At 71.1% G+C, this 14,370-nt stretch carries 11 protein-coding genes; 6 read left to right on the top strand and 5 right to left on the bottom strand.

Annotated elements, in window-relative coordinates; all coding sequences use genetic code 11:
* The first annotated feature begins 79 nt into the window (after nt 1–79).
* The 5 genes from V3T34_RS06080 to V3T34_RS06060 all read left to right on the top strand — a co-directional run bounded on the left by V3T34_RS06080 (nt 80) and on the right by V3T34_RS06060 (nt 7,209).
* Nucleotides 80–2,392, top strand: coding sequence for a sensor histidine kinase NtrY-like (locus V3T34_RS06080; protein WP_060847708.1), 2,313 nt, complete (start codon nt 80–82; stop codon nt 2,390–2,392).
* A gap of 120 nt (nt 2,393–2,512) precedes the next feature.
* Nucleotides 2,513–3,883 (top strand): nitrogen assimilation response regulator NtrX, encoded by a 1,371-nt coding sequence (ntrX, locus tag V3T34_RS06075; protein ID WP_091744266.1) that lies wholly within the window; start codon nt 2,513–2,515, stop codon nt 3,881–3,883.
* A 284-nt stretch (nt 3,884–4,167) separates the two neighbouring features.
* Nucleotides 4,168–4,422: an RNA chaperone Hfq gene (gene hfq / locus V3T34_RS06070; RefSeq protein WP_048429571.1), complete on the top strand. Its 255-nt coding sequence runs from the start codon at nt 4,168–4,170 to the stop codon at nt 4,420–4,422.
* A gap of 220 nt (nt 4,423–4,642) precedes the next feature.
* Nucleotides 4,643–6,022 (top strand): GTPase HflX, encoded by a 1,380-nt coding sequence (hflX, locus tag V3T34_RS06065; RefSeq protein WP_060847706.1) that lies wholly within the window; start codon nt 4,643–4,645, stop codon nt 6,020–6,022.
* 26 nt (nt 6,023–6,048) lie between these two features.
* A complete protein-coding gene (locus V3T34_RS06060; RefSeq protein ID WP_305078716.1) occupies nt 6,049–7,209 on the top strand; it encodes an AAA family ATPase in 1,161 nt (386 codons plus the stop codon).
* 1 nt (nt 7,210) lies between these two features.
* On the opposite strand, the gene V3T34_RS06055 is transcribed toward V3T34_RS06060, so the two are convergent.
* The 5 genes from V3T34_RS06055 to mazG form a co-directional block, all read right to left on the bottom strand.
* Nucleotides 7,211–8,428: an MFS transporter gene (locus V3T34_RS06055; RefSeq protein WP_305078715.1), complete on the bottom strand. Its 1,218-nt coding sequence runs from the start codon at nt 8,426–8,428 to the stop codon at nt 7,211–7,213.
* Nucleotides 8,429–9,189: 761 nt separating this feature from the next.
* On the bottom strand, nt 9,190–10,179 hold the full coding sequence (locus V3T34_RS06050; protein WP_305078714.1) for a catalase family peroxidase: 990 nt from the start codon (nt 10,177–10,179) through the stop codon (nt 9,190–9,192).
* Nucleotides 10,180–10,271: 92 nt separating this feature from the next.
* Complete coding sequence (locus tag V3T34_RS06045) at nt 10,272–10,814, bottom strand: GNAT family N-acetyltransferase (protein ID WP_305078713.1); 543 nt, start codon at nt 10,812–10,814, stop codon at nt 10,272–10,274.
* Nucleotides 10,815–10,828: 14 nt separating this feature from the next.
* The gene (locus V3T34_RS06040; RefSeq protein WP_305078712.1) at nt 10,829–11,419 is read right to left on the bottom strand and encodes a helix-turn-helix domain-containing protein; all 591 of its coding nucleotides are present in this window, start codon (nt 11,417–11,419) and stop codon (nt 10,829–10,831) included.
* 84 nt (nt 11,420–11,503) lie between these two features.
* A complete protein-coding gene (mazG, locus tag V3T34_RS06035; protein ID WP_305078711.1) occupies nt 11,504–12,322 on the bottom strand; it encodes a nucleoside triphosphate pyrophosphohydrolase in 819 nt (272 codons plus the stop codon).
* 922 nt (nt 12,323–13,244) lie between these two features.
* Here mazG and V3T34_RS06030 point away from each other — a divergent pair.
* Nucleotides 13,245–14,342 carry a replication protein RepA gene (locus V3T34_RS06030; protein WP_060847701.1) on the top strand — a complete coding sequence of 366 codons (1,098 nt, stop codon included), beginning with the start codon at nt 13,245–13,247 and terminating at the stop codon, nt 14,340–14,342.
* The last annotated feature ends 28 nt before the right edge of the window (nt 14,343–14,370 follow it).

Genomic DNA, 14,370 nt, shown 5'->3' with positions numbered 1-14,370 from the left:
GACGCCGCCGGCGGCCCTTATGACCGCCGCGGCGGCATCCGTATTAATTTCGCCACACTGTAGTGGCCTTGCACCACGGATGCTGTTCACACGACGCCCCCGGGCTCCGGCGCCCCCTTCCGGTCCGGCCGGCCACCTCGCCGGACCGCTCCCGCCCGGATCGGTTCCGGACGCCGCGCCGCGGGGTCCGGGCTGGTTCGGGGCGCTGGCGGTCAGCGTCGCCCTCGCGCTGGCGCTCGTCACCTTCCTGATCCTGGTCGGCGCCACGGCGATCGCGCCGACCCACACCGTGGTGGTGGCGCTGCTGCTCAGCAACGTCGCCCTGGTGCTGCTGCTCGTCGTGGTCATCGCCTGGGAGGCGCGGGTCTTCCTGCGGGCCCGGCGCACCAACGCGGCGGCTGCCCGGCTCCACACCCGCATCGTCGGCTTGTTCAGCCTGATCGCGACCCTGCCGACGGTGCTGCTCGCCGTGGTGGCGTCGATCACGCTGGAGCGCGGCCTGTCGCCCTGGTTCTCCGACCGGATGCGCAACGTCGTGCTGATGTCGGTCGACGTGGCCGACGCCTACCTGACCAACCAGTGCCAGAGCCTCGCCCGCGAGGCGCGGATCCTCTCCGACGATCTCACCCGGGCGCGGCCCGCCTTCGACGTCGAGCGGGCCTGGTTCGAGAGCTTCATGACGGCCCGCGCCGCCTCGCTCGGCCTGCCGATCGCCCGGATCATGCGCTCGCCCACCGAGACCGTGGCGCGGGCCAACATCGACATCCTGAAGGACCCGCCGCTGCCCTCGGCCAGCGACTTCGAGGAGGCGGCGAAATCCCCCGACGCCACCTGCCTGCTGCCGCGGGAGGGGCGGGTCTTCGGCACGCTGATGAAGCTGCCGGCCTACGACGACGCCTTCCTGCTGGTCGAGCGCGAGGTGACGCGGCTCGCCGTCGAGTTCCCGGGCGTGTCGCGGGCCGCCGCGACCGAGTTCCTGACCATCGATGCCGGGCGGCGCAGCGTGCAGATCGCCTTCGCGACGATGTTCGCGCTGATCGCGCTCATCGCGCTCCTGTCGGCGGTGTGGTTCGGGCTCAACTTCGCCAACCGCTTCGTGACGCCGATCCGCCGGCTGATCAACGCCGCCGACCAGGTCGCGTCGGGCAACTACTACGCCCAGGTGCCGTTCCGGAAGACCGAGGGCGACCTCCAGCACCTCGGCGAGAGCTTCAACAAGATGACCCAGGAGCTCAGCCGCCAGCGCGCCACGCTGATCGAGCAGAGCGAGCAGATCGACAGCCGCCGCCGCTTCACCGAGGCGGTGCTCGCCGGGGTGCCGGCCGGCGTGATCGGCGTCGACGGGCGGGGCGTCATCACCATCGCCAACCCGTCCGTCGAGCGGATGCTCGGGCGCTCCGTCGCCGACCTCGTCGGCGAGCCCCTCGAGGCGGTGATCCCCGAGCTCGGCGGCCTGCCGGGGGATTCCCGCGCCCGCCCGACCCAGCAGCAGATCCAGATCGCCCGCAACGGCCGCGAGCGCACCATCGACGTGCGCACCACGAGCGAGCAGTCGCAGGACGGCGACCGCGGCTACGTCGTCACCCTGGACGACATCACCGACCTCGTCACCGCGCAGCGCACCTCGGCCTGGGCCGACGTCGCCCGCCGCATCGCCCACGAGATCAAGAACCCGCTGACCCCGATCCAGCTCTCGGCCGAGCGCATCCGGCGCAAGTACGGGAAGGTGATCACCGCCGACAAGGAGATCTTCGAGCAGTGCGTCGCCACGATCGTGCGCCAGGTCGACGACATCAAGCGGATGGTGGACGAGTTCTCGTCCTTCGCGCGGATGCCCAAGCCCGCCATCGCCCGCAACGACCTGACCGAGATCGTCAAGCAGAACCTGTTCATGATGCGGGTGGCCCATCCCGACGTGGCCTTCACGCTGCAGGAGGGCGAGGCCCGGGTCAGCGCCGCCTTCGACACCCGGCTCCTGTCGCAGGCGATCACCAACATCCTCAAGAACGCCGTCGAGGCGGTGCAGGCGGTGCCCGAGGACGTGCGGGGCGAGAGCCTGGTCGCGGTGCGCCTCTACGAGGAGGGCGAGGCCGCGGTGATCGAGATCACCGATACCGGCAAGGGATTCCCGCAGGAAGGGCGCCAGCGGCTGCTCGAACCCTATATGACCACCCGCGAGGGGGGCACGGGCCTCGGATTGGCGATCGTGAGCAAGGTCTTGGAAGAGCACGGCGGCGGCATCGAGCTGAACGACAACCCGCGCGGGCGCGGCGGCCAGGTGCGGATGCGCGTCCTGCGGGAGATGCGCCGCGACGCGCCGACGGAGGCCGGCACCGCCCGGCCGGCCCAGGTCCCGGAGACCCCCGCCACCTCACCGGAGCCCGCCGCGTGACGCCCCGGCCCGCGCCGGGAGCGCCGGACCACACCCACCGATTCGACAGCCCAATTCGATACAGCACCGGGAGCGGGGCCCTCAGGCCCGCCGCCCGCGTCGCGGGGAGGCCTTGAAGCCATGAGCGCCGACATTCTGATCGTCGATGACGAGGCCGACATCCGCGAGCTCGTCGCCGGCATCCTCGACGACGAGGGCCACCGCACCCGTACCGCCGGCTCCTCCGACGAGGCGCTGGCGGCGATCGAGGCGCGCCGCCCGCACCTCGTCTTCCTCGACATCTGGCTCCAGGGCTCGCGCCTCGACGGGCTCCAGGTGCTCGACGTGATCAAGGCCCAGGCCCCGGACCTGCCGGTGGTGATGATCTCGGGCCACGGCAACATCGAGACCGCGGTCTCGGCGATCAAGGCGGGCGCCTACGACTTCATCGAGAAGCCGTTCAAGGCCGACCGGCTGATCCTGGTCGCCGAGCGGGCGCTCGAGGCCTCGCGCCTCAAGCGCGAGGTGCGCGACCTCAAGGCGCGCTCCGGCCAGGCGAGCCGCATCGTCGGCGCCTCGGTGGCGGCCAACCAGCTGCGCCAGACCGTCGAGCGCGTGGCGCCCACCAACGCCCGGGTGATGATCGCGGGCGCGCCGGGCTCCGGCAAGGAGCTCTCGGCCCGCACCATCCACGCCGCCTCGTCGCGGGCCAACGGCCCCTTCGTGGTGATCAACGCCGCCACGATCACCCCCGAGACGATGGAGGCCGAGCTGTTCGGCGTCGAGGCGGCCGACGGCAAGCCGCGGCGGGTGGGCGCGCTCGAGGAGGCCCATGGCGGCAGCCTCTACATCGACGAGGTCGCGGACATGCCGCGCGAGACCCAGAACCGCATCCTGCGGGTCCTCGTCGACCAGAACTTCCAGCGCGTCGGTGGCACCACCCGGGTCCATGTCGACGTGCGGATCATCTCGTCCTCCTCGCGCGACCTGGCGGAAGAGATCGCCGGCGGGCGCTTCCGCGAGGACCTCTTTCACCGCCTCAGCGTCGTGCCGATCCGGGTGCCCTCGCTCGCCGAGCGGCGCGAGGACGTGCCCGAGCTGATCACGTTCTTCATGGAGCAGATCTCGGGCGCCACCGGCCTGCCGCAGCGGCGCATCGCCGCCGACGCCATGGCGGTGCTGCAGTCGCACGACTGGCCCGGCAACGTCCGCCAGCTGCGCAACAACGTCGAGCGGCTGATGATCCTGACGCAAGGGGATCCCGAGACCGAGGTGACGACCGAGATGCTGCCGAGCGAGGTCGGCGCGCTGGTGCCCACCACCCCGAGCGGGGCGGGCGGCGAGAAGCTGATGAGCCTGGCGCTGCGCGAGGCGCGCGAGATCTTCGAGCGCGAGTACCTGGTGGCGCAGATCGCCCGCTTCTCCGGCAACATCTCCCGCACCGCCGAGTTCATCGGCATGGAGCGCTCGGCCCTGCACCGGAAGCTCAAGTCCCTCGGCATCGGCGCCTGAGCGCGTCGCGGTCGCGCCGGCCCGCTTTTGACGGTGCCAAGCCCCGGGCGTTCTGCTAGGCGGGCCTGTGGCCGGGACGCGACGGGGCGCGGACAAAGGACGGTTGCGGCGGTTCGGCGGCCCGGGGAGCTTTCCCTGCGGCCAGTCTGCACTTGCGCCCGGGCGAGCTTCACCGTGATAATGGGGCGGCCGGTTCCCGGGGCGGCGCGCCGCGCCTCCCGCAGCACAACAACACGGACCGACCCGTCAACAGGGACTGGCAGCGGGTTCAAAGGACAAGAAGAATGGCGGGCGAACGCGCTCAGAATCTGCAGGACACCTTCCTCAACCACGTTCGCAAGAACAAGATTCCGCTGACGATCTTTCTGGTCAACGGCGTGAAGTTGCAGGGTGTCGTGACCTGGTTCGACAACTTCTGCGTGCTGCTGCGGCGCGACGGGCACTCGCAGCTCGTCTACAAGCACGCGATCTCGACCATCATGCCGGGCCATCCGGTGCAGCTGTTCGAGCAGGGCGAGGAGGGGGCCGAGAAGGCCTGATCCCGCCGCCGGCTCGCGGCCAGCACCCCGCGCGGCCGGGCCTCGCCGGCCCGCCGCCGCGCCTCCGTGCCGCCCGAGCGGCACGCCGACTTCATCCAGGCCGCCGCGTGCGGCCTGTTTTTCGTCGGGCGCACCCCCGCCGGCGCTTGATTCCGGCCCCGCTCCATCCAACCTCTGTCCGATGGACTCCCGGCCTTTTTCGGGAGCAGCCGGAGACACGATGGAACCGCGGACACCGGGCGAGATCCGCCTGCAACGCCAGGCCGAGCCGGAAGCCGCGATCGCGGCCGAGACCCGCACGCTGGTGATCGGCCCCTACCAGACCCGGCGCGACGCCGGAGCCGAGCCCCGGGCGCCGCTCGCCCGCCTCGACGAGGCGGTGGGCTTGGCCGCCGCGATCGAGCTCGACGTCGCCGACCGGCTCCTCGTCACCGTGCAGCAGATCCGGCCCTCGACCTTCCTGGGCAAGGGCCGCGTCGAGGAGATCGCCGGGCGGATCGAGGCCGACGGCATCCGCCTCGTGGTGATGGATTGCGCGCTCTCGCCGGTGCAGCAGCGCAACCTGGAGAAGGCCTGGGGCGTCAAGGTCATCGACCGGACCGGCCTGATCCTGGAGATCTTCGGGCGGCGCGCCTCGACCCGCGAGGGCACGCTCCAGGTCGAGCACGCGCACCTCGCCTACCAGCGCAGCCGGCTGGTGCGGTCCTGGACCCACCTCGAGCGCCAGCGCGGCGGCTTCGGCTTCCTCGGCGGCCCGGGCGAGACCCAGATCGAGGCCGACCGGCGGATGATCCAGGAGCGGATGACCCGGATCGAGCGCGAGCTCGAGACCGTCACCCGCACCCGCGGCCTGCACCGCCGCTCCCGGCGCCGGGTGCCGTACCCGATCGTCGCGCTCGTCGGCTACACCAATGCCGGCAAGTCGACCCTGTTCAACCGCCTGACCCGGGCCGAGGTGCTGGCCGAGGACATGCTGTTCGCCACCCTCGACCCGACGGCGCGCGCCATCAAGCTGCCGCACGGCGAGACCGCGATCCTGTCCGACACCGTCGGCTTCATCTCCGACCTGCCGACCATGCTGATCGCCGCCTTCCGGGCGACGCTGGAGGACGTGATCGAGGCCGACATCCTGCTCCACGTGCGCGACATCGCCCACGAGGACGCGGAGGCTCAGGGCGCCGACGTCGCCCAGGTGCTGACCGAGCTCGGCATCGAGCCGAACACCGACCGGGTGATCGAGGTCTGGAACAAGGCCGACCTCCTCGACGAGGCGGAGCGCGAGCGCCTGCTCAACCTGAGCCGGCCGAACGGGGGGCAGAGCGCGGGACCGGTGCTGCTCTCGGCGCTCACCGGCGAGGGCATCGACCGCCTGATGAGCCGGATCGAGGCCCGCATCGCCGAGGCGCGCACCAGCTTCGCGGTGATCCTGGAGCCGGCGCAGGGCGCCGAGCTGCACTGGCTCTACGAGAACGCCGAGGTCCTCGACCGCCGCGAGGACGGCGAGGGGGCGACCCACCTCGTGGTCCGGATCGCCCCCGAGAAGGAGCCGCGCTTCCTCAACCGGTTCGGCGGGGCGCGGCGGTTGCGGGGGGGCGGGTAGGAGAAACCCGCGAGGCCCTCACCGTCATGCCGATCCACCGCCTCGCCATCTCCGGCTACCGCTCCTTGCGCGACATCGTGCTCGGCCTCGACCGGCTGACCGTGGTGACGGGCGCCAACGGCAGCGGCAAGTCGAGTCTCTACCGCGCGTTGCGGCTCCTCGCCGAGGTGGCGCAGGGGCGGGCGATCCCGTCGCTCGCCCGGGAAGGCGGTTTTGCCTCGGCGCTCTGGGCCGGGCCGGAGACCTTCGGGCGCCGGGTCCTCGACGGCTCGCAGCGGGTCGAGGGCACGGTGCGGCGCCGCCCCGTCGAGCTGAAGCTCGGCTTCTCCGACGACGATGTCGGCTACGCCATCGCGCTCGGCCTGCCGCCGCCGTCCTTTGCCGGCACGTTCTTCTCCCACGATCCCGAGATCAAGGCCGAGAGCGTCTGGAACGGGCCGATCGTCGGGCGGGCCAACGTCTTCGCCGAGCGCCGCGGACCCCTGGTGCGCCTGCGCGACGGCACCGGCACCTGGACCGAGGCGCTGGGCGACCTGCCCGCCTACGACAGCCTGATGACCCACGGCGCCGATCCCCGCGACGCCCTCGACGTGCTGCGCTTGCGCGAGCGGATGCGGGCCTGGCGCTTCTACGATCATTTCCGCACCGACCGCGACGCGCCGGCCCGCCGGCCGCAGATCGGCACCCGCACGCCGGTGCTGGCCGGCGACGGCGCCGATGTCGCGGCGGCGATCCGGACAATCATCGAGATCGGCGACCGGGACGCCCTCGACGCGACCATCGCCGAAGCCTTTCCGGGGGCGGAGCTGTCGGTGGCGAGCGGCGAGGACCACTTCACCCTCGAATTCCGCCAGCACGGATTGCTGCGCCCGTTGCGCGGCGCGGAGCTCTCCGACGGGACGCTGCGCTACATCCTGCTCGCCGCGGCGCTCCTGTCGCCGCGCCCGCCCGAGCTGATGGTGCTCAACGAGCCCGAGACAAGCCTGCATGCCGACCTCCTGGCGCCGCTCGCCGCGCTGATCGCGCGGGCCTCGCATGCCACGCAGGTCCTGGTGGTGTCGCACGCCGCCGCCCTGGTGGCGGCCCTGGAGCGGGAGGGCGGGGCCCGCATCATCCTGGAGAAGCGCCTCGGCGAGACGCTCGCGCCCGACCACGACCCGCCGTCCTGGACCTGGCCGAAGCGATAGCTCATGCCGCCGCGAAGCGGCGCCCGCGCAGGTGCCCGATCAAGCGGCGCCGGACCAGGAGCAGGGCACCGGAGACGGCGAGGCAGTAGAGGCCCAACCCGACGACGATCCCGGAGAACGGCACGCCGGCATCGATGAGCAGCCCCGACAGGAAGGGGCCGAGCGCCGTGCCCAGCACCATGATCGCCACGATGGCGCCGCGGATCGCCCCGAGATGGCGGGTGCCGTAGACCTCCGGCCAGAGGGCTCCGAACAGCGTCAGCGAGATCCCGTCGGTGATGCCGTAAAGCAGCATGAAGGCGAAGGCGGCCCACGGCGCGGAGACCCCGCCGAGAATCAGGCAGGCGAGCCCGAACGGCACCAGATAGACCGGCAGCAGCGCGAGGGCGGAGAACCGGTCGATGAGGCGACCGGCCAGCAGCAGGCACAGGAAGGTCGCGACGGCGTAGGGCGGGAAGGCGGCGGCCAGCACCTCCGGCGGCCAGCCGCGGCTCTCGGCCAGATGCACCTGATGGAAGAAGATCGTGTTGCTGATGAAGGAGGGCGGCAGCATCGCCAGCAGCAACAGGTAAAGGAACGGGTCGGCGAGGGCCTGCGCCCGCGTTGCTCCCTCGGCCGGGCCGGACCGCACGGCCTCCACCGGCACCCGCTCGCGTACCACGAGGTGGCGGGCAAGCGGCAAGGCGACGAAGACCAGGAGCAATGCGATGCCGAGCCAGGCGCCGCGCCAGCCGAGGAGGGCGGCGACGGCGACGAAACCGAGGGGCAGGCAGGCCTGGCCGGCATTGAGGCCGAGGGCGGCGAGCGACACCGCCCGGCCGCGCTCCGCCGAGAACCAACGCCCCAGCAGCGTGTAGGCGGTCTGCAGCATCAGCCCCTGGCCGGCGAGGCGGAGCAGGAACAGGCTCAAGGCCAGCACGGGCAGGTTCGGCGACAGGCCGAGGCCGGCGGCCCCCATGGCGAGCAGCCCGGCGGCGAGGCTCACCACCCGGGGCGCCGGCCAGCGGTCGATGAGCCCGCCGAGCCCCGCCAGCGCCACGGCCGAGGCCAGGGTGACGCCGGCATAGAGCGCACCGAACGCCCCGTCCGACAGCCCGAAATCCTGCCGGATCGCACCGCCCGACAGGGCGACCACGAAGGTCTGGCCGAAGCAGCCGCAGAACAGGAGCAGGAACCCGGCCGCGAGCCAGCGCCGATTGGCCTTGAGGAAGGGGGGCATGGAGGTGGGGGTAGCGGTGGGATGGACCGACCGCAACGACGATCTCCTCAAGGCGGAAAGATCGTGCGGTCCTGGTGGCCTACAGAATCGGCACCCTTCATTCTCGCTGCTCCGAGGCCCATCGGACGGAGTCCACCGAATCCCCCATCCATGACCTCATCCTGAGGTGCTGGCGTTCGGAGATCGCTGAGCCTTGAAGGAGGGCTCCAGCCATCACTCAGGCTTCTGGAGCCCTCCTTCGAGGTCAGTCGATCGTTGATCGACTGACACCTCAGAGACTGTTTGAGTATGATATTTTAGATCAAGACTTGAGAGATTCATGATTACCCTACCCTCTCACCTCATCCTGAGGTGCGACCGAAGGGAGCCTCGAAGGAGGGCTCCAGAAATCGCCGAGATCCCTGGAGCCCTCCTTCGAGGTCAGTCGATCGTTGATCGACTAACACCTCAGGATGAGGCAGAGGGTAGGATAAATGATAATTATTTTAATTTTTTAAATTCAAAACCGCCCAACCAGGTTATCGGGATGAGATCATGAGTTGGAAGATGCCGATACAGATGATCCGTCGCTTAAAAAATCAAACAGGATCTCGCATAGACTTAAAATCCGACGAGCACCCCATGGCGATCGAACTGGAAACCGAAGACCTGCTCCCACTACTCCATCCTGGAGAGGTTTTACGTCAGGAGTTCAGGGTACCGCGACGCGGCACAGAGGCGCGCGGCTCCGGCCCAAGGGGCCGCGCCGCGCGCCAAAAACCTCACTGCGAGCGGCGGCCGAACGAGATCGCGTAGGCCTGGACCCGGGCGTCGATCAGCGGGTCGTCCGAGACCTCCACGCCGTCCGGCAGGTTGTTGGGCATGAACAGCAGCGCCTTCTCGGCGGTCTCGCTGTCGGGCACCGCCTTGGTCAGGGTGAGCGTGCCGAGATCGACGAAGCGGCGGTCCTCCGGCCAGGCCACGGTCGCGTCCTTGGTCGAGTCCCCGGGTTGGGCGATCTGCGCCTCGACCCGGAAGGCGACCGGGGCCTTGGCGAGGCGGGCCGGCATCTCCTCGACGAGGTAGTTCGGGCCCTTGGCCTTGGCGTCGTCGGCGCTCAGGATCTCCTCGCCGGCCACCGGCACGATGCGGTAGCGGAAGGGGGTGCGCTTGCCGGCGGCGTCGACCAGGATGAAGGCGTTGACGCCGTTATAGACCTGGCGGCCGAAGCTCGACGGGGTCTTGGCGGTGGCGAGCGCCTTCGGGGCATTCGGGTGGGCGGCCATGAACTGCTCGACCGGGGTCGGCTTGGCGGTGCCGGGGCCGCTCTTGGTGATCGCCACCAGGAGGTCGCGGAACTCCTCGCCGGTGGCGACCGGGAAGGTCTTCAGCGAGTTGGTGACGACGTCCATCTCGGAGCCGTCGGCGGGCTTGAACTTGATCGACAGGCCGTGCGGGTTGGCCTCGGGGGCGCCGTCGGGGATCTGCGGCAGGCCGGTCGCGTCGGAGAAGCGCACGGTCACCGGCACGGCGGCGCCGGAGAAGACGCCGGCCTTGCTCAGGGTCTTGGCATCCGCCGACGGGGTGAAGCTGCCCTCCACCACCACGCCCTTGGCGTGGTTCGAGCGCTTGCCCGGATGCTCGCCGAAGATCTTGGTCATGGCCGCGATGGTCTGCTCGGCCGTGGAGGCGTCCTGCGCCGAGGCGGCCGGGACGGCGGCGAGCAGCAGGGCGGCACCGAGGAGCGCACGCCGGATCGGGGAACGGGTCATGATCGGTCATCCCTTCGCGGGGCCGATTCGGCCCGGCGCGACATGACCCGAGTATTCGATTGCGCGCAAGCGATCGGCGTATCAAAAATTCGTCAGGTTCCAGACCGGGGTGCGCTGCCCGGAAGCCGCTTGTGCATGAAGGTGCAGGGCTCCGGCACGCCGTCGGGCGAGCAGGCGTAGTCCGGCACCACGCCGGTCACGGCGTAGCCGAGCGAGCGGTAGAGCGCCTCGCCGGCATCGTGCGAGCGGGTGTCGAGGACCAGGAGCGAGCGCCCTTCCGCCCGGGCCACCGCCTCGGCCTCGTTCATCAGCGCCCGGCCGAGGCCGCTGCGGCGCGCCCGGGGGTGGACCAGCACCTTGGTGATCTCGGCCCGGTGCCGGCCGTTCGGCGGGCCGGCGAGGCCGACCTGGGCGCTGGCGACGACGCGCGTGCCGTCCCGCGCGACCAGCAGCCGGCGGGCGCCGCTGCGCAAAGCCGGCAGCCCGTCGCGCCAGAATCCTTCCGCCTCGGACAGGGTGAAGGGGAGCACGAAGCCGATGCTGGCCCCGTCGAGGACGCAGGCATGGAGGAGGGCGGCGAGGTCGGGCAGGGCGGCCTCGGCCGCGTCGGCCGACAGGGTCTCGATGGGGGGCATGGTCTCGAATCCTCTCACGGCCGGCCGATCGCGATCAGGTAGCGGGCCTCGTCCGGGCCCGGGCTGGTGAAGCGGGAGGCGCCGGCGAGGCGGTAGCGCAGGCAATCGCCGGGCAGGAGGGCATGCACGACCCCGTCGAGGGCGAGGTCGAGCCGGCCCGCCAGCATCCAGAGGTGATGCTCGAGCCCGCCGACGGGCGGGGCCGCGTAGGCGATGCTGGCGCCGGCCGGCAGGGTGCCGTGGACGAGCTCGACGGCGAAGTCCCGGGCCGGGGGCGAGACGCCGCGGCGGCGAAACCCCGTCTCGGGATCGACCCAGACCGCCTGCGCGGCGTGGCGCACGACCTCCGCCGGGTCGGCCTCGATCTCGGCGAGCAGCCGCGACATCGGCCGGCCGTAGACGGTGCAGAGCCGGCCGAGCAGCGAGGCGGTCGGGCTGGTCTCGGCCCGCTCCAGCCGCGACAGGGTGGGGCGGCTGATCCCGCTCGCGGTCGCGAGGGCGTCGAGGGACAGGCCGTGCTCCTGGCGCAGGGCGGCGAGCCGGGCGGCCAGCCGCCGGTCGATTTCCGCGGCCTCGCCGGACGCGGCGGGCACGGGCTCTGGCATGGGTCCATCTCTCATGAATGAGAGATTTTCCCATATTCGATCGAACGTCAAGCCGATCGCCCAGCGCTCTCTATAAGAGAGGTGTCAGCGCTCCCGCTTCTTCACCGCGACCCAGGCCTCCTCCATCGTCGCGAGGCCGGCTTGCGCCAGGGGGCGGCCGTCCTTCGTCACCTCCGCCTCCATGGCGGCGAAGCGGCGCTGGAATTTCAGGTTGGCGCGTCGCAGCGCCTCCTCCGGATCGACGCCGGCATGGCGGGCGAGGTTGGCGACCGAGAACAAGAGGTCGCCGATCTCCTCGGCCACCGCCTCCGGGCCCTCGCCGGCCAGCGCCTGCACGACCTCGTCGGTCTCCTCCCGCACCTTGGCGACGACCTCGGCGGCGTCCGGCCAGTCGAAGCCGACGGCGGCCGCCTTGGCCGAGATCTTTTCCGCCCGGGCGAGGGCGGGGAGCGCCAGGGGCACGCCGTCGAGGGTGCCCTCCGGGGCGGGCGGGCGCCCGGCGGCGGCGGCGCGGGCCGCCTTGGCGCGCCGCTCCTCGGCCTTGATCGCCGCCCATTGCGCGTTCACCGCCGCCGGGTCGAGGTCCTTCGAGTCGCCGAAGATGTGGGGGTGGCGGCGCACCATCTTGTCGGCGATGGCGGTGGCGACGTCGTCGAAGCCGAAGGCGCCGACCTCCTCGGCGATCCGGGCCTGGAAGACGACCTGGAACAGGAGGTCGCCGAGCTCGTCGCGCAGCTCCTCCGGATCGCCGGTCTCCACCGCCTCGGCGACCTCGTAGGCCTCCTCGATCGTGTAGGGGACGATGCTGGCATGTGTCTGCGCCAGGTCCCACGGGCAGCCGCCCTCCGGGTCGCGCAAGGCGGCCATGATCCCGAGAAGCCGCGCGATCGGGGGGGTGCTCATGCTCGCTCAGCCATCCGTCCGCGCCGCTCCGGGCGGCGCCTCGCCCCGCTCATAGGCGCCGGCAGGCCTCCGGGGAAGCGCCCGGTGGGGGGAGGGCAGGGCCCTGCAAAACCTCGCTTATTCCATAAATTCCTACTACCTCGGCGATTGTATCCGATCGGCGCCGAAGGCGCCTCCGATCGTTCTTCAAAACGAACCCTGTCTCGGGCCTATAGGTGACTTATCAGTCATGGATTCTCAGAGAGTCAGTTATGTGGATTATATGGAGGAGCGAATTTCCTCGCCGCGACAAGAGTTTGCGGGGTGGTTGCGCATACGGGTCTGCGTGGATCGGCATCGGACTCTGCGTGGAGCCGCATCGGATTCTGCGGGGATTCCGGGGGTTCGCGCATCGGATTCTGCGTGCCCGCGCATCGGATTCGGCGTCGGGCCCCGGCCAAGTCCCCGGAATCCGGCCGGTTTCGATTCGCCCCCGCGTATCGAACTCTGCGCAGCCGGGAGATCCGGGATCCGACCCCGTATCGAACTCTGCGCCGCTCCTCCACCGGTGCTCCACCGGGATCCGCCCACCCCGCCCACAGGCTTGCCCTCCGGCCCGGCCACCGCCGATCCCCAGGACGGTGCACAGGGCGGTGCACAGGGCCTTGCACAGCCGGGCCACAGGGCCTCGGCGGCGGGGAGGGCGAGGACGCCGGAGCCCTCCGCTCGAGCCTCCACGGCCTCTCCACGGGCCTTCGGCGGCCGCTTCGGCGGGCCGGTGCCGGATTCGGCGCGGGATAACGGGGACGATTCGCGGGAATCTTGGGATAACCCGTCCCGGGCAACGGAATCCCGGGAGCCGAATCGTGCATGACGGTTTGGACCACGGGCCGGCGAGGACGGCCGCGGAACCCGAAGCGGGCGTCAGGCAAGACCGGCAGGCATGAGCATCGAGGCCAAGATCGCGGCGATCCACGACGAGGACCTGCTGGCCGAGCTGGAAGCGGCCCGGGGCGGTTTCCTGTACGCGGTCATCGTCGAGCACATCGCCCACCGCCAGGCCCTGCGCGACGCCGAGCGGGCGGAGGCCGGCCGCCGGCAGGAGACCCGCGCCGCGATGGGGCGCGACCAGCGCCGCCGCGACGCGGTCCGCCTGGTGATCGAGGCCGAGCCGGTGACGCCGGACACGATCCAGCACATCCATTCCGTACTGGCGCTCTGCGGCCTTCCCTACCGCGACCCCGGCGACGAGCGGGAATTCTTTCGCGAATACGGCCGCAACACGCTGAGCCTCCTGGCCGGCCGGCTGAAGAACCCGACGACCGGCCAGATGGAATTGCAGGGGCTGCCCTACGGCCCCAAGGCCCGGCTGGTGCTGCTGCATCTCTGCACCGAGGCGGTGCGCCAGCGCAGCCCGACGGTCGAGGTCGCCGACAGCCTGTCGGGCTTCATGCGCGAGATGGGATTCGCCGTCACCGGCGGCGAGCGCGGCACGATCCGGCAGTTCAAGGAGCAGCTGCACCGGCTCGCCGCCTGCACGATGCAGATCGGCCTGTGGGACGGGCAGTCGCGCTCCTCGACCCTCACCATGCCGCCCTTCCGCCAGCTCGACCTCTGGCGCGCCGACGGGCAGGACGGGATCGCCTGGTCGAAGACGGTGCAGTTCCACCAGGACTTCTACGACAACCTGGTCCAGCACGCCCTGCCGGTCGACATCCGGGCCGCCCGGGCCTTCTCGGGCTCGGCGCGCAAGCTCGACCTGCTGTTCTGGGTCGGCTACCGCCTGCGCAGCCTGCAGCGGCCGCTTCGCCTGACCTGGGACACGGTGCACAAGCAGTTCGGCGCCGACAACGCCTCCCTGCGCAGCTTCCGCCAGGCGTTCAAGGCCGACGTGGCCCACGTCAAGGAGGTCTTTCCGAAGCTCCCGCTCAGCCTCGACGAGGCCGGCCTGCAGCTGATGCCGACCGATCCGGGCCTGCTCCTGGTGCCCCCCAAGGCCGCCCGCCGCAAGGCCGCGTCCGCCGGGGCAGGGGCCGCCTGAGGGGCCGCAACTCGCCGCCGTCCAGCGC

Source organism: Methylobacterium ajmalii, assembly GCF_036448855.1.
In the GTDB taxonomy this organism is placed as follows: Bacteria; Pseudomonadota; Alphaproteobacteria; order Rhizobiales; family Beijerinckiaceae; genus Methylobacterium; species Methylobacterium ajmalii.
This window is presented reverse-complemented; position numbering and strand designations above follow the sequence as displayed.